Origin of the sequence: Kitasatospora hibisci (genome assembly GCF_043950205.1) — a bacterium.
GTDB lineage: Bacteria > Actinomycetota > Actinomycetes > Streptomycetales > Streptomycetaceae > Kitasatospora > Kitasatospora hibisci.
The window spans coordinates 4,194,892-4,214,167 of the sequence record NZ_CP171642.1 but is presented as its reverse complement, the minus strand read 5'-3'; the positions used below and the strand labels follow the sequence as shown (position 1 = coordinate 4,214,167).

General features: G+C 71.5%; 15 protein-coding genes. 11 read left to right on the top strand and 4 right to left on the bottom strand.

The window, feature by feature from the left end:
• Positions 1 to 154 precede the first annotated feature (154 nt).
• Entirely contained in the window at positions 155 to 2,377 is a 2,223-nt protein-coding gene (locus ACF9IK_RS18155) for a (Fe-S)-binding protein (RefSeq protein ID WP_395295236.1), read from the bottom strand.
• Between the two features lie 336 nt (positions 2,378 to 2,713).
• Here ACF9IK_RS18155 and dnaK point away from each other — a divergent pair, with 336 nt between their 5' ends.
• The 5 genes from dnaK (at position 2,714) to ACF9IK_RS18130 (ending at position 8,358) form a co-directional block, all read left to right on the top strand.
• The gene (gene dnaK, locus ACF9IK_RS18150; RefSeq protein WP_395295235.1) at positions 2,714 to 4,552 is read left to right on the top strand and encodes a molecular chaperone DnaK; all 1,839 of its coding nucleotides are present in this window, start codon (positions 2,714 to 2,716) and stop codon (positions 4,550 to 4,552) included.
• Complete coding sequence (gene grpE / locus ACF9IK_RS18145) at positions 4,549 to 5,172, top strand: nucleotide exchange factor GrpE (RefSeq protein WP_395295234.1); 624 nt, start codon at positions 4,549 to 4,551, stop codon at positions 5,170 to 5,172. The genes dnaK and grpE overlap by 4 nt, the downstream gene beginning before the upstream one ends.
• A 277-nt stretch (positions 5,173 to 5,449) precedes the next feature.
• Positions 5,450 to 6,601, top strand: coding sequence for a molecular chaperone DnaJ (gene dnaJ / locus ACF9IK_RS18140; protein WP_395295233.1), 1,152 nt, complete (start codon positions 5,450 to 5,452; stop codon positions 6,599 to 6,601).
• Positions 6,602 to 6,608: 7 nt separating this feature from the next.
• The gene (locus ACF9IK_RS18135) at positions 6,609 to 7,127 is read left to right on the top strand and encodes a heat shock protein transcriptional repressor HspR (protein WP_395295232.1); all 519 of its coding nucleotides are present in this window, start codon (positions 6,609 to 6,611) and stop codon (positions 7,125 to 7,127) included.
• A 202-nt stretch (positions 7,128 to 7,329) separates the two neighbouring features.
• Positions 7,330 to 8,358, top strand: coding sequence for a helix-turn-helix domain-containing protein (locus ACF9IK_RS18130; protein ID WP_395295231.1), 1,029 nt, complete (start codon positions 7,330 to 7,332; stop codon positions 8,356 to 8,358).
• Between the two features lie 28 nt (positions 8,359 to 8,386).
• Here the strand turns inward: ACF9IK_RS18130 and ACF9IK_RS18125 are convergent, their stop codons facing one another.
• Positions 8,387 to 8,560 (bottom strand): hypothetical protein, encoded by a 174-nt coding sequence (locus tag ACF9IK_RS18125; protein WP_395295230.1) that lies wholly within the window; start codon positions 8,558 to 8,560, stop codon positions 8,387 to 8,389.
• A 343-nt stretch (positions 8,561 to 8,903) separates the two neighbouring features.
• On the opposite strand from ACF9IK_RS18125, the gene ACF9IK_RS18120 reads away from it, so the two are divergent.
• Complete coding sequence (locus tag ACF9IK_RS18120; protein ID WP_238860323.1) at positions 8,904 to 9,518, top strand: nucleoside 2-deoxyribosyltransferase; 615 nt, start codon at positions 8,904 to 8,906, stop codon at positions 9,516 to 9,518.
• A gap of 29 nt (positions 9,519 to 9,547) precedes the next feature.
• Here ACF9IK_RS18120 and ACF9IK_RS18115 read toward each other — a convergent pair whose 3' ends face one another.
• A complete protein-coding gene (locus tag ACF9IK_RS18115) occupies positions 9,548 to 10,549 on the bottom strand; it encodes a LuxR C-terminal-related transcriptional regulator (RefSeq protein ID WP_395295229.1) in 1,002 nt (333 codons plus the stop codon).
• Between the two features lie 627 nt (positions 10,550 to 11,176).
• The gene (locus tag ACF9IK_RS18110; RefSeq protein WP_395295228.1) at positions 11,177 to 12,277 is read right to left on the bottom strand and encodes a C4-dicarboxylate ABC transporter; all 1,101 of its coding nucleotides are present in this window, start codon (positions 12,275 to 12,277) and stop codon (positions 11,177 to 11,179) included.
• A 71-nt stretch (positions 12,278 to 12,348) separates the two neighbouring features.
• Here ACF9IK_RS18110 and ACF9IK_RS18105 point away from each other — a divergent pair, with 71 nt between their 5' ends.
• From ACF9IK_RS18105 to ACF9IK_RS18085, 5 genes are all read left to right on the top strand, one after another.
• Positions 12,349 to 13,311, top strand: coding sequence for a LysR family transcriptional regulator (locus tag ACF9IK_RS18105; protein ID WP_395295227.1), 963 nt, complete (start codon positions 12,349 to 12,351; stop codon positions 13,309 to 13,311).
• 167 nt (positions 13,312 to 13,478) lie between these two features.
• Positions 13,479 to 16,085 carry an ATP-dependent chaperone ClpB gene (gene clpB / locus ACF9IK_RS18100; protein ID WP_395295226.1) on the top strand — a complete coding sequence of 869 codons (2,607 nt, stop codon included), beginning with the start codon at positions 13,479 to 13,481 and terminating at the stop codon, positions 16,083 to 16,085.
• 237 nt (positions 16,086 to 16,322) lie between these two features.
• Positions 16,323 to 16,886 carry a YbjN domain-containing protein gene (locus tag ACF9IK_RS18095; protein WP_395295225.1) on the top strand — a complete coding sequence of 188 codons (564 nt, stop codon included), beginning with the start codon at positions 16,323 to 16,325 and terminating at the stop codon, positions 16,884 to 16,886.
• Between the two features lie 160 nt (positions 16,887 to 17,046).
• On the top strand, positions 17,047 to 18,207 hold the full coding sequence (locus ACF9IK_RS18090; protein WP_395295224.1) for a pyridoxal phosphate-dependent aminotransferase: 1,161 nt from the start codon (positions 17,047 to 17,049) through the stop codon (positions 18,205 to 18,207).
• Between the two features lie 475 nt (positions 18,208 to 18,682).
• The gene (locus ACF9IK_RS18085) at positions 18,683 to 19,210 is read left to right on the top strand and encodes a DUF2617 family protein (protein ID WP_395295223.1); all 528 of its coding nucleotides are present in this window, start codon (positions 18,683 to 18,685) and stop codon (positions 19,208 to 19,210) included.
• Positions 19,211 to 19,276 lie beyond the last annotated feature (66 nt).

Here is a 19,276-nt window from a genome sequence, read left to right as displayed (position 1 = left end):
AGGCGGCCGTGCCGTTGGCACCAGCCCCTCACAGGTCCCGCCCCCCGCGGGTGTCTGCCTCGGGCGCCCCGGGGGCCAAAAGCCCCGGCCCGGCAGGCGCTCTCGCGGCGTCCACCGGGCCGGGCAGTTGTAGCAGAACTGTCGAACAGGGGCGCTACGCGTCCACGGTCTCCGGCTGCTCCGCCGCGGCGGGCGGGGTCGCCTTGACCGAGTCGAGCAGCAGCTGGGCCACGTCGACGACCTTCAGGTGCTCCTTGGCCGCACCCTCGTTCTTCTTGCCGTTGACCGAGTCGGAGAGCATCACCAGGCAGAACGGGCAGGCGGTGGAGACGATGTCCGGGTTGAGGGACAGCGCCTCGTCCACGCGCTCGGTGTTGATCCGCTTGCCGATGCGCTCCTCCATCCACATCCGCGCGCCGCCGGCGCCGCAGCAGAAGCCGCGCTCCTTGTGGCGGTGCATCTCCTGCTGGCGCAGACCCGGGACCTTGTCCATGATCTCGCGCGGCGGGCTGTACACCTTGTTGTGGCGGCCCAGGTAGCAGGGGTCGTGGTAGGTGATCAGGCCCTCGACCGGGTTGACCGGGACGAGCTTGCCCTCGTCGATCAGGTGCTGCAGCAGCTGGGTGTGGTGGATGACCTCGAAGTGACCGCCCAGCTGCGGGTACTCGTTGGCGATGGTGTTGAAGCAGTGCGGGCAGGTGGCGACGATCCGCTTCTTGGGCGCGTCCTCCAGGGCCGCGTTCAGCGTCTCGACGTTCTGCGCGCCGAGCATCTGGAAGAGGAACTCGTTGCCCAGGCGGCGGGCGGAGTCACCGGTGCAGGACTCCTCCTTGCCGAGGATCGCGAACTGCACGCCGGCGGTGTGCAGCAGCTCCGCGAAGGCCTTGGTGGTCTTCTTGGCGCGGTCCTCCAGGGCGCCGGCGCAGCCGACCCAGTAGAGGTACTCGACCTCGGCGGGGTCGATGTCCTCGCCGATCACCGGCACCTCGATGCCGGTCTCCTTCTTGAGCTCCTTGACCCAGTCCAGGCGGGCCTTGGTGGCCATGCCCCACGGGTTGCCCTTGTTCTCCAGGTTCTTGAGCATCGTCCCGGCCTCGGTCGGGAACGAGGACTCGATCATCACCTGGTAGCGGCGCATGTCGACGATGTGGTCGATGTGCTCGATGTCCACCGGGCACTGCTCGACGCAGGCGCCGCAGGTGGTGCAGGACCAGAGGACGTCCGGGTCGATGACGCCGTTCTCCTCGGCGGTGCCGATCAGCGGGCGCTCGGCCTCGGCCAGGGCGGCCGCCGGGACGTCCTTGAGCTGCTCGGCGGTGGCCCGCTCCTCGCCCTCCATGTCCTTGCCGCCGCCGGCCAGCAGGTACGGCGCCTTGCCGAAGGCGTGCTCGCGCAGGCTCATGATGAGCAGCTTGGGCGAGAGCGGCTTGCCGGTGTTCCAGGCCGGGCACTGCGACTGGCAGCGACCGCACTCGGTGCAGGTGGAGAAGTCGAGGATGCCCTTCCAGGAGAAGTGCTCGACCTGGGAGACGCCGAAGACGGCGTCGTCGGCCGGGTCCTCGAAGTCGATCGGCTGCCCGCCGCTGGTCATCGGGCGCAGGGCGCCGAGCGCGGTGCCGCCGTCCTCCTCGCGCTTGAAGTAGATGTTGAAGAAGCCGAGGAAGCGGTGCCAGGCCACGCCCATCGAGGGGTTGAGGCCGATGGTGGTCGCCCACGCGAAGGAGATGCAGATCTTCAGCATCGCGAAGAGGTAGACCAGGTTCTCCAGCGTCCCGTCCGACAGGCCGCTCAGCGCCGAGGCGATCGGGTACGAGACCAGGTGCTCCGGCCCGTAGGAGTCGACGTGGGCGAGGGCGCCCTCCAGGGCGCGCAGCATGGTGATGCAGAGGCCGATGCCGAGGATCGTGTACTCGACGTAGAAGGCCTGCCAGGCGATCGAGCCGGCGAAGCGCGACTTGCGGCCGGACTTCGACGGCAGGTTGAGCAGCCGGATCACCATCAGGGTCAGGATGCCCAGGGTGGTCAGGGTGCCGATCAGCTCGACGAAGAGCTGCCAGAGCATCCAGTGGCCGATGATCGGCAGTGCGAACTCGGCGTCGAAGAGCTGGCCGAACGCATTGACGATGGTCAGGACCAGGCTGAAGAAGCCGACCGCGACGAACCAGTGCGCGACGCCGATGACGCCCCACTTGTTCATGCGGGTGTGGCCGACGAACTCGACGGCCACGGTCTTCACGCGCTGGACGGGCTGCCCGAACCGGGTGGGATCGGACTGGCCGGTCCGCACCACCTTGAAGATGTACATCGCCGCACGGGCGGCGAGCGCGGTGCCGATCACAAACGTGACCAGCGAGATGACGATCGCTGCTAGCTGCATCGGCTCTCCGTCTCCTGCGGCATTCCTGGGGTGCAGTTTCTCCGGGGTCAGTGTACTCGTCGGTAACTTACAGGGCCGACGGGCGGGACATTACCGTTTGTCAACTCTTCTCCTGAAGATGCTCAAGGTATGGCGGCAGTCACGTAAGTCCACCCTCGGCACTTCGAATCGGCCCGCCCACGCCCGCTCGACGCGCACCGCGCACCGATCCCGCACCCGACCCGGCGCCCGAGCTCAGCAAAGTTGAGCGCTTCCGACTCAACGCTGTTGACGCTCCCGGGGGAGTCGTGCATCCTTGAGCCCGTAAAGCTCAACTCTTCCGTGGAGGTATCTACGATGGCACGCGCGGTCGGCATCGACCTCGGTACGACGAACTCGGTCGTCAGCGTCCTTGAGGGTGGCGAGCCCACCGTCATCACGAACGCCGAGGGTGCGCGGACCACGCCGTCCGTCGTCGCCTTCGCCAAGAACGGCGAGGTCCTCGTCGGTGAGGTGGCCAAGCGCCAGGCCGTCACCAACGTCGACCGGACGATCCGCTCGGTCAAGCGCCACATGGGCACCGGGTGGAAGATCAACCTGGACGGCAAGGACTTCAACCCGCAGCAGATCAGCGCCTTCATCCTGCAGAAGCTGAAGCGCGACGCGGAGTCCTACCTGGGCGAGACCGTCACCGACGCCGTCATCACCGTCCCGGCGTACTTCTCCGACTCGGAGCGCCAGGCCACCAAGGAGGCCGGTGAGATCGCGGGCCTCAACGTCCTGCGCATCGTCAACGAGCCGACCGCGGCCGCCCTGGCGTACGGCCTGGACAAGGACGACCAGACCATCCTGGTCTTCGACCTCGGCGGCGGCACCTTCGACGTCTCCCTGCTGGAGATCGGCGACGGGGTCGTCGAGGTGAAGGCCACCAACGGTGACAACCACCTCGGTGGTGACGACTGGGACCAGAAGGTCGTCGACCACCTGGTGAAGACCTTCCAGGCCGGCCACGGCGTCGACCTGTCGAAGGACAAGATGGCCCTCCAGCGCCTGCGCGAGGCCGCCGAGAAGGCCAAGATCGAGCTGTCCTCGTCCTCCGAGACCTCGATCAACCTGCCCTACATCACGGCCTCCGCCGAGGGCCCGCTCCACCTGGACGAGAAGCTCACCCGCGCCCAGTTCCAGCAGCTCACCTCCGACCTGCTGGAGCGCTGCAAGGTCCCGTTCCACAACGTGATCAAGGACGCCGGCATCGCGCTCTCCGAGATCGACCACGTCGTCCTGGTCGGCGGCTCGACCCGCATGCCGGCCGTCGCCGAGCTGGTCCGCGAGCTGACCGGCGGCAAGGAGGCCAACAAGGGCGTCAACCCGGACGAGGTCGTCGCCATCGGCGCCTCGCTCCAGGCCGGTGTCCTCAAGGGCGAGGTCAAGGACGTCCTGCTGCTCGACGTCACCCCGCTGTCCCTCGGCATCGAGACCAAGGGCGGCATCATGACCAAGCTGATCGAGCGCAACACCACGATCCCGACCAAGCGCTCCGAGATCTTCACCACGGCCGAGGACAACCAGCCGTCCGTGCAGATCCAGGTCTACCAGGGCGAGCGCGAGATCGCCGCGTACAACAAGAAGCTCGGCATGTTCGAGCTGACCGGCCTGCCGCCGGCCCCCCGCGGCCTGCCCCAGATCGAGGTCACCTTCGACATCGACGCCAACGGCATCATGCACGTCGGCGCCAAGGACCTCGGCACCGGCAAGGAGCAGAAGATGACCGTCACCGGCGGCTCCGCGCTGCCGAAGGAGGACATCGAGCGCATGATGCGCGAGGCCGAGCAGTACGCGGAGGAGGACCACAAGCGCCGCGAGTCGGTCGAGACCCGCAACCAGGCCGAGCAGCTCGTCTACTCGACCGAGAAGTTCATCGCCGACAACGCCGACAAGCTCCCAGCCGAGGTCAAGACCGAGGTCGAGACCGCCATCGGCGAGCTCAAGGAGGCCCTGAAGGGCGAGGACATCGCGAAGATCCGCGAGGCCTCGGAGAAGGTCTCCACCACCGCCCAGAAGCTCGGCCAGGCCCTCTACGCCAACGCCGACGCCGCGGGTGCCGCGCCGGCCGGCGACGCCACGGGCGCCAAGGACGACGACGTCGTCGACGCCGAGATCGTGGACGACGAGAAGCCCAAGGGTGGTGCGGCATGACGGAGAAGCCGCAGGGTGCTGAGCCCGGCGACGACTCCGCCGCCGAGGAGGCCGTGGTCAAGGCGGCCGAGGAGGCCGCCGCGGCGGGCTCCGACGAGGACGTCGCCGTGGCCAAGCGCGAGCTGGCCGAGCGGACCGCGGACCTCCAGCGCCTCCAGGCCGAGTACCAGAACTACCGCAAGCGCGTCGAGCGCGACCGGCTGACGGTGCGCGAGATCGCGGTCTCCAACATCCTGGAGTCCCTGATCCCGGTCCTGGACGACATCGGCCGGGCCCGCGAGCACGGCGAGGTGACGGGCGGCTTCAAGTCCGTCGCCGAGTCGCTGGAGACCGTCGTCGCCAAGCTGGGCCTGCAGCAGTTCGGCAAGGAGGGCGAGCCCTTCGATCCGACCATGCACGAGGCGCTGATGCACAGCTACTCCTCGGACGTCACCGAGGACACCTGTGTCCAGATCCTCCAGCCCGGCTACCGGATCGGCGAGCGGATCATCCGCCCGGCGATGGTGGCGGTGGCGGAGCCCCAGCCCGGTACCCAGACCACCTCCGCCCCGGACGCCGAGTCCGGGAAGTCCGCGAAGTCCGCGGACTCGGACGAGGCTGACGGTGGCGCGGACAGCTGACCACCTGTGACAGCTGAGACCCTGTGCGCTGCGGAGTCGTACGCCGGCCAGTACGGCGGCCGGCTCCGCAGCGCCGTACCTGTTGGCGCCGTAACTGTTGACTCTGGGAGGTGGCGGGAGCGCATGAGCGTGCGAAGCGAGCGAATCGTCGAGAGGTGCGCGTTCCGCGAAGCGGCCGCCGAGCGGAGCGAGGTGGGCGCATGAGCGTGCGAAGCGAGCGAATCGTCGAGAGGTGCGCGTTCCGCGAAGCGGCCGCCGAGCGGAGCGAGGTGGGCGCATGAGCGGCAAGGATTTCGTGGAGAAGGACTACTACAAGGTCCTCGGCGTGCCCAAGGACGCCTCCGCCACCGAGATCAAGAAGACCTACCGCAAGCTGGCGCGCGAGTTCCACCCCGACGCCAACAAGGGCGACACCAAGGCCGAGGACCGCTTCAAGGACATCTCCGAGGCCTACGACGTCCTGTCGGACGAGAAGCGCCGCAAGGAGTACGACGAGGCGCGCGCCCTCTTCGCCAGCGGCGGCTTCCGCGCCGGCGGCCCCGGCGGCGGCAACTACGGCTTCGACTTCGGCGACCTCTTCAGCGGCAGCCAGGGCGGTTCCGGCGGCGGCCTCGGCGACGTCTTCGGCGGCCTCTTCAACCGCGGCGGCGGCCGGCAGGCCCAGCCGCGGCGAGGCGCCGACGTCGAGACCGAGGTGACGCTCTCCTTCGAGGAGGCCGTCGACGGCGCGACCGTCCCGCTGCGGATGACCAGCCAGGCCCCCTGCCGCACCTGCAGCGGCACCGGCGCCAAGGCCGGCACCACCCCCCGGGTCTGTCCGACCTGTGTCGGCGCCGGCACCGTCAGCCGCGGACAGGGCGCCTTCGCCCTGTCCGAGCCCTGCCGGGACTGCCGCGGCCGGGGCATGATCGTCGACGACCCGTGCCCCGACTGCCACGGCAGCGGCCGGGCCAGCTCGGCCCGCACCATGCAGGTGCGGATCCCGGCCGGCGTCCAGGACGCCCAGCGCATCCGCCTCAAGGGCAAGGGTGCCCAGGGCGAGCGCGGCGGCCAGCCCGGCGACCTCTACGTCACCGTGCACGTCGACCCGCACCCGGTCTTCGGCCGCAAGGCCGACAACCTCACCGTGACCGTCCCGGTCTCCTTCCCCGAGGCCGCTCTGGGCGGCACCATCGAGGTACCGACGCTGAACGGCCCCTCGGTGAAGCTCAAGCTGCCCCCGGGCAGTGCCAACGGCCTCACCCTGCGGGCCCGCGGCAAGGGCGCCACCCGCAAGGACGGCACCCGCGGCGACCTCCTGGTCACCGTGGAGGTCGTGGTGCCGCAGCACGTCACCGGCGACGCGCTGACGGCCCTGGAGCAGTACCGCGAGGCCACCGCCTCGGACGACCCGCGTGCCGCCCTCTTCAAGGCGGCGGAGGGAGCGTGACGACCAGATGACCCCCGACAGCAACGCGCGCGGCCCGATCGGCCCCGGGATCGGCGAGGGCCTGCCCGGGTCCGCCGCACCGCGCGCCCGCCGCACCGCCCCGCCGCCGCAGTACGTCCTCACCGAGGACACCCCGGTGTACGTGATCTCGGTCGCGGCCGAGCTCTCCGGCCTGCACCCGCAGACCCTGCGCCAGTACGACCGGCTCGGCCTGGTCTGCCCGGACCGCACCGCCGGCCGCGGGCGGCGCTACTCGGCCCGGGACATCCAGCAGCTGCGCGAGGTCCAGCGGCTCTCCCAGGACGAGGGCATCAACCTGGCCGGCATCAAGCGGATCATCGAGCTGGAGAACCAGGTCACCGCGCTCCAGTCCCGCATAGCGGAACTGATCGACTCGCTGGAGGGCGCCGCCACCACGCTCCAGCAGCGCGAGGCCGCCGTGCACGCCTCGTACCGCCGCGATCTCGTCCCGTACCAGCCGCCGACCCAGTCGAGCGCGCTGGTCGTCTGGCGGCCGAAGCGCTGACCGGCCCACTCACCGACGGCCGCCGGTTCCCTCCTGAACGGGGGGTGCCGGCGGCTCGGTGTTTGATGAGAGGCTGCCACTCGACAGCCCCACCGCGAACCGGTGGAACAATGCCTGATCCCGAACCCGACCCACGACCTAAGATCGCCGGCGGGGGCGCGTACAGTCCTGGAGCCAATCTGTCGTCGAGAAGGAGCCGCGAATGAGCGGGAGGGACGACTCCACCGCGGGCGTCGGCACGCAGGGCACCCTGTCCTCAGGCGCCCACGATCTCTATCTCGCGGTTATCCGCACGCACGGCCGTATCGCGCGCAAGGAAGTGGCGGAATCCGAGTACAGCTATCTCAGCGAACTGCTGGACATCGGCCTTCTCGTCCCCGACACAGATGATCCGCACGTTCTGCTGGCCGCCGATCCGCAGCAGCTCTCGTCCGGCCTGAGCGCGACCTGGCAGCGCCAGGCGCTGGAACTCCTGGCCCGCGCAATAGCCATACCCGGCGACCTCCAGGGGCTCGCCGACGCCTTTCACAACCCGGACGCGACCGGGGGGACGGTCGAATACGTCCGCGGCAAGGCGATCATCAATCAGCGCATCAATCACGCGGTCGCCTCGGCGAAGGAAGAGGTGCTCGCCGCCCAGCCCGGCGGTCCCCGGCCTCCGGAGGTCCTCTCCCAAACCCTCGCCGAGGACATCGAGGATTTGCGGCGGGGAATCTCCGCACGGACCATCTACCACCCGAGCACCCGGTACCACGCGCCGACCAGAGACTACGTGGCGACGCTCACCGAGGCCGGCGGGAGGTTCCGCACGCTGGACGAGCCGTACACCCGGCTGATCATCGTCGACCGGGCGCTGGCCGTCATTCCGGTGGCCGAGGACCTGAACCTGGCCGCGTTCATCCACGACCCGGCGGTCATCCACTTCCTCACGCACGAGGTGTTCGAGCGCAACTGGAACCGCGGGCTCGACTTCAGCGGCGGGCGGACCGTCCCCCAGCAGGTGGTGTCCCGGATGCGGCAGACGATCATCGACCTGCTGCTCGACGGCACCAACCACAGAGTCATCGCCCGCCGGCTCGGCATCAGCGAACGCACCCTGGCCCGCCACCTCGCCGAGATGCGGGAGGACTACAAGGTGGAATCGCTGTTCCAGCTGGGGTACGCGCTGGCGCGGTCGTCACGGGAGTCCCACCACGGGCCTGCCAATCCCGCCGCCCCCGGGAACGGGTGAGCGGCGAGATTCGCAGCCCAACCGACCGTCAGGTCCAGGAGTGGTCCTGGTCCAGCAGCAGAGCGGAAGCCTGATCGGAAACACCGTTCGCGCCGTCCTCGGAAACCGAGTAATTGACATGAACGGAACGATCAGCATGATGGCCAGTGGCAAAAGCACTGGCGCCAAGCATCACGAGGACGCCGGCGGCCATCGTCACCATGACCGTCCGAGCAGCCCGACGTATACGAGACATGCGCGCACCTCATCCTCTAGTGGCACGTCGGATCGAATACACGCGCGACGCACCGTCAAACGATCAGATGGTGCCACACGGCAGTTCTGACTGTCACGGGCGCACTCACGTCAGAGGGTGTCATCTCTCTGCCATGCAGACGGATGCCACCAGGCATCAGTGGACTGGTGACTCTGCTCGGTGGACGATCAACTAACGCCTCTTCCCGGCGTTGGAACAGCGAATAATCCCTGCGATTGTCCCGCCCTGATCTCCACACCCGGTGTCGGCCAGGAGCAGCCGAGCCGACGCCCTTCCCCCGGAGTCGACAATGACCGAGCCCTACCTGCGTCACCACGACAGCCAGGCCCACGAGGGCCGGCGTGCACGGGTCTTCCTGGCCGCACCGCTGATGCGGCTGACCGGCCCGGCGGACAGCGTGGTGACCCTGGCCAGCCGGACGCGGCTGACGACGCTCCGCACCACCCTGCTCCGCAGCGGCGCCGCCGTGTACAGCGCCCACCACAGCGACGCGTGGACCGTGTCCGGCCGGGCCCCCGAGCCCCGGGTCCCCTCGGACTTCCGCGCGCTGCAGTCCGCCGACCTGGTCTTCGCCTACGTCGGTGCGCCGCTCTCCGCGGGCGTGAGCCTGGAGCTCGGCTGGGCCTCGGCCCTGCGCAAGCCCATCGTGCTGCTGGTGGACGAGGCGATCACGCACAACCCGCTCATCGCCACCATCGAGCAGGTCGCCCCGGTCCTGCCGCTGGTCTTCGACGACACCTGGTCGCAGGAGGCCCTCCACCACACCGTGGAGACCGCCCTGGACTGGGCCGGCATGGCGCTCTCGCTGCGCGAGGGCTTCTGGACCGCCCCGGGCGAGCAGTTCACCGTCCCGCGCCAGCAGCCCCCGACCGGCTACTGGCCCACCGGCGCGGCCACCGGCTGACCGCGGCGGCCCGCACCGGGCGGCCGCGCTCACCCCGCGTCGCCGTCCTGCTCACCCCGCATCAGCCAGCCGAGCTGGAAGAGGGTCTGCGCACCGTGGCGGTCCCGCAGACGGGAGATGTGGGCGGCGACGGTGCGCTCACTCAGCCCCAGGCGGGTCGCTACGGCACGCTGGGTGAGGCCGCGGGCGAGCAGCCGGCCGACCCGGTCGGGCCCGTCGCGGCTGGTGCCGTGGGCGTGCGCGGCGGCCCAGTCGGTGCTCTCGGCGCGGGCCCAGTCCCGTTCGAAGGCGCTGACCAGGAAGGCGACCGCGGACGGGTCGGAGATGAACGCCGCGGCGCTGTGGTCCTGGGCGGCGGAGATCACCGCGACCGAGCGGTCGAAGACGAACAGGCGCTGGAACGGCTCGTCCAGGGTCCGGATCGCCGAGCCGAGCCGGGTGACCTCGGCCGCGTACGCGCGGGCGGCCGGCTCCGAGACGGCGATCGGCTGGTAGATGGTCCGAAGCGAGCAGCCGCGCTGGAGCAGTTGGACGTCCTGCAGCAGCGCGATCTTGAGGGCGTCCGGCGGGCGGTGGCCCGGCTGGGCGGTGAGCACCTCGGTGCGGCAGTCCGAGACCAGCTGCGAGATGCGGTGCCGGATGTGGACGTGGCCCTCGATGTAGACCGCACCGCCGGAGCGCTCGGGCGGTCGGGGCGGCATCGCGTCGTAGGCCCGGGTGAGGCCGTCCAGGGCGCCGGGGAGGTTCTCCGCGCGGACCAGCAACCGGGTGGCCTCGCTGCGCAGCTCGGCGCCCAGGCGGTCGCTGACGGAGCGGGGGCTGACGGCGACGTAGCAGGCGTCGATCGGATTGGGCATCAGCAGGCCGACGTCGACCAGCTGACGCAGGGCGCCCTGGTCGGACTCCGGGACGTCGGCGGCCGGGATGCGCCCGCCGTCGGCGAGGACGGCCAGGTAGAGCTGCCGGGCCGCCTCGTCCGGTTCGCCGCCGGGCCCGCCGGGGCCCGGGGCGGCCGTCGGCTCCGCCGTCACCTGGAACACTCCCTGCCGAATGGATCGCGGATGTGCCTGTGCCTCGGCCGGGCCGCGCTCGGGCGGGCCGGCGCCACGCGTACCCACGCGCCTTCCGGTCGTGATCCCAGCACCGCGCGCCGCACGCGATCACGGTACTGCGCGCCGGCGCACCCCCGGGTCCCGGGTGCCGTCGCACGCCGGGAGGCCGGGGGCCGCCGTTGCCACGCCAGGGTCTGCGCGCTTCCGGCGAGGCGGAGCAGCAACGCCTCGCCGGATCCGGTCCCGGGGGCCATCACCACACATGGCGTCCCGGCCGGCGCTCTTCCCCCCGATATGCAGGTACGGAGTACCTGTCGCATCCAGTACTGAAGAGCAAGTCGCCACCACGGGCTGCGGTGCCCGGTCGACCTGGCGTGACTCCACCCTCACAGCGTGACGGCCGGTGAACAAGTGCCGCCAGAGTGCAGGTTCCCGCAATTGCAGGAACCTGCACCGACCACTCGGAGCGCCTTCCCGCGCCGGGCCGCGGCCGCTGGTAAAGGGGCTGGTCAGCGAGGCCGGGCCGTGGAGTCCGACCGTCCGGTCATTCGGTCGTGGACCACCCGGCCGCAGACCGGCGCACGGCCCGGCGGCCCGGTGCGCCCGTCAGCGCGCCAGCAGCCGCCCGCCGGCCAGCCCGGCCGCGGTGCCGCCGGCGGCGACCGCCCAGGCCGCGACCAGCAGCACGAAGAGCCCGGCGGCCAGGCCGGTGAAGCCCGGGAAGCCGGTGTGCCGGGCGAGCGCGGCCGCGCCGGTGACGCAGGTGCCGATCGGGAAGGTGTACGCCCACCAGGTCATCGCGAAGGGCATCCCGGCCCGAAGGGCCCGCAGGTTGGCGGCGGCGGCGACGGCCAGCCAGAGCATCGCGACGCCCGTCACCGCGACGCCGTACAGCTCGGCGAGGGCGAGTGCGGCGGGTGCGAGCTTCGGGGTGACCGGGCGGGCGGCGTCGGCGAGCTGGTGGAGGGCGGTGGTGGACTGGCCGAGCGGGCCGAGCACCAGGAAGAGCGACGGGGTGAGCACCAGGGCGGGCAGCTTGCTGTGGACCAGGCCGGTGAACACCACCGGCAGCAGGGCGAGGGTGGCCAGGAGGCCGACGCCGAACAGGGCCCAGCAGCCGTACAGCATGGCCTGCTGCGCCGTGCCGGCCGGCAGGTGCGGAACGAGCGCGGGACCGGCCGCGGAGGCCACCAGCGGGGCGACCACGGGCAGCAGCCAGGTGGGGTTGGCCTCCAGCGGGGAGACCCGGTGCCGGGTGATCATCAGGTACGGGATGCCGGCCGCGACGGTCAGCGCGTACAGGGTCCCGGCGGTCCAGAGCACGGCGTCCAGTGCGACGGCGGGACCGGCGCCGATCACCCGTGAGCCGACCACGAGGGTCCCGAGGCCGACCGAGATCAGGGCCATCGGCGGACAGCCGTAGAAGACCGCGGTGGCCGGAGTGTCCAGCAGCTGTGCCCGGGCGGCGGCGCGGTGCCGGGTGAGGTGGACCAGCCGCCCCGCGCCGAGCACCAGCAGTCCGGCCAGCCCGAGCGCCCACATCACCTCGGAGAAGCCGGTCAGCCCCGGTACCCCGACCGGCAGGGCGGCCGCCCCGTTGCCGACGATCGCGGTGCCCATGACCACCGCGTACCAGTTGGGGCCCAGCTGGGCGAGGTCGGGGCGGGGAGTGCGGGCGAGCGGTCGGGCGCTGATCAGGGTGGCCATGGCATCCACCGTCGCCGCCCGAGCCGGATGCCGGTAGCGCCGGGCTCTCTATGACGGCATAGGCTGAACCTATGACCCTCTCCCCGCGCGTCCCCGAACTCGGTGCGCTGGAGCTGCTGATCGCGGTGGCCCGGCTGGGCAGCGTCGGCCGGGCGGCGGCCGAGCTGGGCGTGAGCCAGCCCACCGCCAGCGCCCGGATCAAGGGCATGGAACGGCAGATCGGCGTGCCCCTGCTGGACCGCTCGCCACGCGGGAGCCGGCCGACCGAGGCGGGCCGGCTGGTGGTCGAGTGGGCCCGGCACGTGGTGGAGGCCGCCCAGGCGCTGGACGCCGGGATCGACGCGCTGCGCGAGCGCCGGGACGCCCGGCTGGTCGTGGTGGCCAGCCTGACCGTCGCCGAGTACCTGATGCCGGGCTGGCTGCTGGCGCTGCACGAGTCCAGCCCGGGGACCGCGGTGACGCTGCGGACGGCGAACTCGGCGGACGTCGCCGGGCACGTGCTGGCCGGCGAGGCGGACCTCGGCTTCGTCGAGGGCCCGTCCACCCCGGCCGGCCTGGCCGGCGCGGTGGTGGCCGCCGACCGGCTGGTGGTCGTGGTGGCCCCGGACCACCCCTGGGCACGCCGCCGGGCCCGGCTGACCGGGGCGGAGCTGGCCGCGACCCCGCTGGTGCTGCGCGAGCCCGGCTCGGGCACCCGCGAGGTGCTGGAGGCGGCACTGGCGCCGTTCGGGGGCGCGGCGCGGCCGCGGCTGGAGCTGGCCTCGTCGACTGCGCTCAAGGCGGCCGCGATGACCGGGGCCGGGCCGGTCTGCCTGAGCGAGCTGGCGGTGGTGGAGGAGCTGGCGACCCGGCGGCTGGTGGCGGTGCCGCTGGCGGAGGAGCTGGACCTGCGGCGTCCGCTGCGGGCGGTGTGGCCCGCCGGGCAACGGCCCGGCGGGCCGGCCAGGGAGCTGCTGACGCTGACCCGGCGGACGGCCGGGCCCCTGCGCCCGCACCGCTCCGGAGCCGTTCACCGGAAAGTCTCCGAAAGTTGAGCGGAATAGACTCAACTTAGTGCATGCTGTATGCATCAGCACTACCCGGCAGCACGATGCCCCTGACTCCGATGGCCGGCCGAGGGGCAGGACCACGGGCAGCGGGCACCGGCACAGCTGAGCGCACGGACACAGCGCTCCGCACGAGCGAGGAGGACACCCCAGCAGTGGACGCCAGCAAGTTCACCACCAAGACGCAGGACGCCCTGTCCGCCGCGATCCGGCAGGCCGGCTCGTCGGGCAACCCGGACGTCAAGCCGGTGCACATCCTGATCGCCCTGCTGGAACAGCCCGAGGGCATCGCCAAACCCCTCCTGGAGGCGGTCGGCGCGGACGCGGCCCGGATCGACGCCGAGGCCCGCCGGCAACTGGCCGCGCTGCCCAGCGCGATGGGCTCCACCGTCGCCGCCCCGCAGCTGGCCCGTGACACCCTGGCCGTGCTCACCGAGGCCGGCAAGCGCGCGGACGACCTGGACGACCAGTACGTCTCCACCGAGCACCTGATGGTCGGCCTGGCGCACGAGGGCGGGCCGGTCGCCGAGCTGCTGGTGCAGCAGGGCGCCACCCCGAAGGCCCTGCTCGCCGCCTTCAAGGACGTGCGCGGCAGCGGCCGGGTCACCTCGCCGGACCCGGAGGGCACCTACAAGGCGCTGGAGAAGTACGGCACCGACCTCACCCAGGCCGCCCGGGACGGCAAGCTCGACCCGGTGATCGGGCGGGACCAGGAGATCCGCCGGGTGGTCCAGGTGCTCTCCCGGCGCACCAAGAACAACCCGGTGCTGATCGGCGAACCCGGCGTCGGCAAGACCGCCGTGGTCGAGGGCCTGGCGCAGCGGATCGTCGCGGGCGACGTCCCGGAGTCGCTGCGCGGCAAGCGCCTGGTCGCGCTGGACCTCGGGGCGATGGTCGCCGGCGCCAAGTACCGCGGCGAGTTCGAGGAGCGGCTGAAGGCCGTCCTCAACGACATCAAGCAGAGCGACGGCCAGGTCGTCACCTTCATCGACGAGCTGCACACCATGGTCGGCGCCGGAGCCGGCGGCGACTCCGCGATGGACGCGGGCAACATGCTCAAGCCGATGCTGGCCCGCGGCGAGCTGCGCATGGTCGGCGCCACGACGCTGGACGAGTACCGCGAGCGGATCGAGAAGGACCCGGCCCTGGAGCGCCGCTTCCAGCAGGTGCTGGTCGGCGAGCCCAGCGTGGAGGACTCGATCGCCATCCTGCGCGGGCTCAAGGGCCGCTACGAGGCGCACCACAAGGTACAGATCTCGGACGCCGCCCTGGTCGCCGCGGCGACGCTCTCGCACCGCTACATCACCTCCCGCTTCCTGCCCGACAAGGCGATCGACCTGGTCGACGAGGCCGCCTCCCGGCTCCGGATGGAGATCGACTCCTCCCCGGTCGAGATCGACGAACTCCAGCGCGCCGTCGACCGGTTGCGGATGGAGGAGCTGGCCCTGGAGAAGGAGTCCGACCCGGCCTCGGTCGACCGGCTGGCCCGGCTGCGGCGCGATCTCGCCGACAAGAACGAGCACCTGACCGTGCTGACGGCCCGGTGGGAGCAGGAGAAGAAGAGCCTCAACCGGGTCGGCGAGCTCAAGGAGCGGCTGGACGACCTGCACGGAGCCCTCGAACGCGCCCAGCGGGACGGCGACTTCGAGCGGGCCTCCAAGCTGATGTACGCCGAGGTGCCGGCCGCCGAGAGGGAGCTGTCCGAGGCCCAGGCGCGCGCCGCCGACGAGGACTCCTCCGCCTCCATGGTCAAGGAGGAGGTCGGCCCGGACGACGTCGCCGACGTGGTCGCCTCCTGGACGGGCATCCCGGCCGGCCGGCTGTTGGAGGGCGAGAGCGCCAAACTCCTGCGCATGGAGGAGGAGTTGGGCCGACGGCTGATCGGGCAGAGCGAGGCCGTGCAGGCCGTCTCGGACGCGGTGCGGCGGACCCGCTCGGGCATCGCCGACCCGGACCGCCCGACCGGTTCGTTCCTCTTCCTCGGCCCGACCGGCGTCGGCAAGACCGAGCTGGCCAAGGCGCTTGCCGACTTCCTCTTCGACGACGAACGCGCCATGGTCCGCATCGACATGAGCGAGTACGGCGAGAAGCACTCGGTCTCCCGCCTGGTCGGTGCCCCGCCCGGGTACGTCGGCTACGAGGAGGGCGGCCAGCTCACCGAGGCGGTCCGCCGCCGCCCGTACAGCGTGGTGCTGCTCGACGAGGTGGAGAAGGCCCACCCCGAGGTCTTCGACGTGCTGCTCCAGGTGCTGGACGACGGCCGGCTCACCGACGGCCAGGGCCGCACCGTGGACTTCCGCAACGCGATCCTGATCCTCACCTCCAACCTGGGCTCGCAGTTCCTGGTGGACCCGGCCACCCCGGAGGACCGGAAGAAGGCCCTGGTGCTGGAGTCCGTCCGGGCGGCCTTCAAGCCGGAGTTCCTCAACCGGCTGGACGACATCGTGGTCTTCGACCCGCTGGGCACCGCCGAGCTCAGCCGGATCGTCGACCTCCAGGTGGCCCGGCTGGGCGAGCGGCTGCGCGACCGCCGGCTCACCCTCCAGGTCGGCGAGGCCGCGCGGGACTGGCTGGCGCTCACCGGCTACGACCCGGCGTACGGCGCCCGCCCGCTGCGGCGGCTGGTGCAGTCCGCGATCGGTGACCAGCTGGCCCGGGCGATCCTCTCCGGCCAGGTGCACGACGGCGACACCGTCCTGGTCGAACGGGACGAGGCCGCCGACAACCTCACCGTCCGTGCCCGAGGGCCGCTGGAGAAGTAGCGGCCGGAGCCCGCGACCCGGTGGGCCGCCCCTTCCGAAGGGGCGGCCCACCGCCACGCGGCGACGGCCGACCGGGTGCTCACCCCGGGTCGCCGAGGCCTCCCGGGACGCTCCGGCCAAGATCCCTCCGAGTGCGGGCCGCCCCTGTGAGGCCGGGCCCGAATGAGGCAGGATGGGAGGTGGAAAGGGCGGCCTCTCATTGCCGGCCACCACGTGCACTGAGGAAGAGGACCCCCCATGAGCATCGACCCGTCGTCCATCCCGTCGTTCGGCCTGCCGCAGGGCGGGCAGCCCGGCGGCCAGGGCGGGCAGCCGGCCGGCCCGCCGCCGATCATCGTTCCGGACCAGGCGCTGGTGACCCAGCTGCTGGACCAGATGCAGCTGAAGCACGTCGTGGACGAGGAGGGCGACCTCACCGCCCCCTGGGAGGGCTTCCGCGTCTACTACATGTTCCGCGGCGAGCAGAAGGAGCTCTTCGCGGTCCGGGCGTTCTACGACCGCCCGTACCCGCTGGAGGCCAAGGGCGAGATCCTCGACCTGATCGACGAGTGGAACCGCGAGACCCTCTGGCCCAAGGTCTACACCCACACCCACGAGGACGGCGTGGTCCGCCTGATCGGCGAGGCCCAGATGATCGTCGGCACCGGCGTGAACCTGGACTACTTCGTGACCACCACGGCCAACTGGACCCAGGCCGCCGTCGGCTTCGAACAGTGGATCATCGAGCGCCTCGGCCTGCAGAAGGACATCGAGGGCGAGGAGGGCGAGGGCGAGGCCCCCGAGGGCACCGAAGAGGCCTGAGCCCGGCGCCCGAGGGCCCGGCCCGCCGCCCCAGCGGCCATCCCGCGGCCCCGCGCATCCGTACGGCCCGCCACCGGCGCACCCGGTGGCGGGCCGTCCTTGTCCGCGGCCCCCGCCCGGCCCGAGGATGGGGCCCGACACCGAAGCGTGAGGAGCCGCAATGGGTACGAGGCCGCTGCTGAACCGCAGGCTGGACGGGCTGGGCACGACGATCTTCGCCGAGATGTCCGCGCTCGCGACCGCCACCGGTTCGATCAACCTCGGCCAGGGCTTCCCCGACACCGACGGGCCCGAGGAAATCCGCGAGGCGGCCGTCCGGGCGCTGCGCGAAGGCCGCGGCAACCAGTACCCGCCCGGCCCCGGAATCCCCGAGCTGCGGCAGGCGATCACCGAGCACCAGCAGCGCTTCTACGGTCTCGCCTACGACCCGGACACCGAGGTCCTGGTCACCGCCGGCGCCACCGAGGCCATCGCCGCCGCGCTGCTCGCCCTGCTGGAGCCCGGCGACGAGGTCATCGCCCTCGAACCCTTCTACGACTCCTACGCCGCCTGCATCGCCATGGCCGGCGCCACCCGCGTCCCGCTCACCCTGCGAGCGCCGTCGTTCCGCCCCGACATCGACGAGCTCCGGGCGTTGATCACCCCGCGCACCCGGCTGCTGCTGCTCAACACCCCCCACAACCCCACCGGCACCGTCCTCGCTCCTGATGAGCTGACCGCCATCGCCGAACTCGCCGTGGCACACGACCTGCTGGTCGTCACCGACGAGGTCTACGAGCACCTGGTCTTCGCCGGCGCCCACCACCCGATCGCCGCCCTCCCCGGCATGCGCGAGCGCACCGTCTCCATCTCCTCCGCCGGCAAGACCTTCTCCTTCACCGGATGGAAGGTCGGCTGGGTCACCGCCCCGGCGCCGCTGGTCGCCGCCGTCCGTACGGCGAAGCAGTACCTCACCTACGTCAGCGCCGGCCCCTTCCAGTACGCCGTGGCCGAGGCCCTGCGTCTGCCCGACGCCTACTTCGAGGACTTCCGCGCCGACCTGCGGCGCAAGCGCGACCTGCTCGCCGGCGGTCTGGCCTCGGCCGGCTTCCGCGTCTTCAACCCCGAGGGCACGTACTTCATCACCACCGACATCACCCCGCTCGGCGAGAAGGACGGCGTCGAGTTCTGCCGAGCCCTCCCGGAGCGCTGCGGCGTCGTCGCCATCCCCAACGCCGTCTTCTACGACGACCAGGAGGCCGGCCGCCCGCTCGTCCGGTTCACCTTCTGCAAGAAGGACGAGGTACTGCGGGAGGCGGTCGCCCGGCTCGCCCGGATCTGACGCCCGGCCCGACCCGCCGCGAGGTTCCAACGCGTCGTCAACTTGCCCGAACGGAAGGGGGTTTGCTGCCTTTCGGACATTCGTCATGCCCCCTTGGCAGGCCGCGGCCCTTCGCACGCCACCGCTCGCGCGGCACTCCGCCGGCATGGGGCGTGCAGACCCCGAGCACGGCGCACGGCCTGCGTGCACGGCGCGCAGGCCGGGGTGAGGAGCGCGCGCGGTGCAGAGTCGCACACCGGGTCGAGCAGAGCGGGGAAGCGGGTGTGCTCGAAACGGTGAATGCTTGACAAAGTTGGGTAAATCACCGACGGGCCCGGCGTATTCATGCTTCTCTGCTGCTGAATCTCCAGCCGGAATCCTTCCTTCCACGGTCGGCCGCGCCCTGGACCGCACAGCCACGAACAGCCTCGCCTCTGACTGGGCCTACTCGCTGCTGCTCGGCGGGCGCGCACGGAGCTGAAACGCGGAGCCGAGCATGCTCACCACACTGCAGACCTCCTACACGGACACCCGCGCCGGTGACCTGGCCTGGTGCCTGGGCGGCGAACCGCTGCCCGCTCTCGCGGTCCGTGACCTGAGAATGGACGGTGCCGGGCGCCCCGGCCCGCCCGGCACCGTCCAGCTGCGCCTGCTCGGCGCCTCCCACCAGGTGGTGATCGCCGCCGGGCCGGGCAAGTGCCTGGAGACCGTCGCCTGCCTGCCCGGGCGGCGGACCCCGCTGCCGGCCCGGGTGGCCAAGCAGGTGGACGGCTGGGAGTACGAGTTCGCCGCGCGGATCGAAGTCCTGCCGCCGCACGAGTTCGCCGCCCGCGCCCAGGAGTTGCTGGCCCTGGTCGAGGGGCACCCGCGGGGGCTGGCCGGCGTCTTCCCCGGCGATCCGAGCGCCTTCACCGCGCTGGTCACCCAGGGCGGTGCGGACCGGCTGCTCTGGCGGACCTGGCACGCCTACCCGCAGGAGGGACAGCTGGTCTGCACCCGCTCCTCGCTGGTGCTGGCGGGATGAGGGCACCCGCCGATGCCGATGCCGTCTTAGGCCACGGATCCGTTGCCCGGTCGCACGCAGGAACGA

Excerpts from the sequence above, each read along its gene's own strand:
- grpE (WP_395295234.1), top strand. The coding sequence starts at position 4,549 with ATGACGGAGAAGCCGCAGGGTGCTGAGCCCGGCGACGACTCCGCCGCC.
- ACF9IK_RS18135 (WP_395295232.1), top strand. The coding sequence starts at position 6,609 with ATGACCCCCGACAGCAACGCGCGCGGCCCGATCGGCCCCGGGATCGGC.
- dnaK (WP_395295235.1), top strand. The coding sequence starts at position 2,714 with ATGGCACGCGCGGTCGGCATCGACCTCGGTACGACGAACTCGGTCGTC.
- ACF9IK_RS18120 (WP_238860323.1), top strand. The coding sequence starts at position 8,904 with ATGACCGAGCCCTACCTGCGTCACCACGACAGCCAGGCCCACGAGGGC.
- ACF9IK_RS18125 (WP_395295230.1), bottom strand. The coding sequence starts at position 8,560 with ATGGTGACGATGGCCGCCGGCGTCCTCGTGATGCTTGGCGCCAGTGCT.
- ACF9IK_RS18110 (WP_395295228.1), bottom strand. The coding sequence starts at position 12,277 with ATGGCCACCCTGATCAGCGCCCGACCGCTCGCCCGCACTCCCCGCCCC.
- ACF9IK_RS18085 (WP_395295223.1), top strand. The coding sequence starts at position 18,683 with ATGCTCACCACACTGCAGACCTCCTACACGGACACCCGCGCCGGTGAC.
- ACF9IK_RS18155 (WP_395295236.1), bottom strand. The coding sequence starts at position 2,377 with ATGCAGCTAGCAGCGATCGTCATCTCGCTGGTCACGTTTGTGATCGGC.
- dnaJ (WP_395295233.1), top strand. The coding sequence starts at position 5,450 with ATGAGCGGCAAGGATTTCGTGGAGAAGGACTACTACAAGGTCCTCGGC.
- ACF9IK_RS18130 (WP_395295231.1), top strand. The coding sequence starts at position 7,330 with ATGAGCGGGAGGGACGACTCCACCGCGGGCGTCGGCACGCAGGGCACC.
- ACF9IK_RS18095 (WP_395295225.1), top strand. The coding sequence starts at position 16,323 with ATGAGCATCGACCCGTCGTCCATCCCGTCGTTCGGCCTGCCGCAGGGC.
- ACF9IK_RS18105 (WP_395295227.1), top strand. The coding sequence starts at position 12,349 with ATGACCCTCTCCCCGCGCGTCCCCGAACTCGGTGCGCTGGAGCTGCTG.
- ACF9IK_RS18090 (WP_395295224.1), top strand. The coding sequence starts at position 17,047 with ATGGGTACGAGGCCGCTGCTGAACCGCAGGCTGGACGGGCTGGGCACG.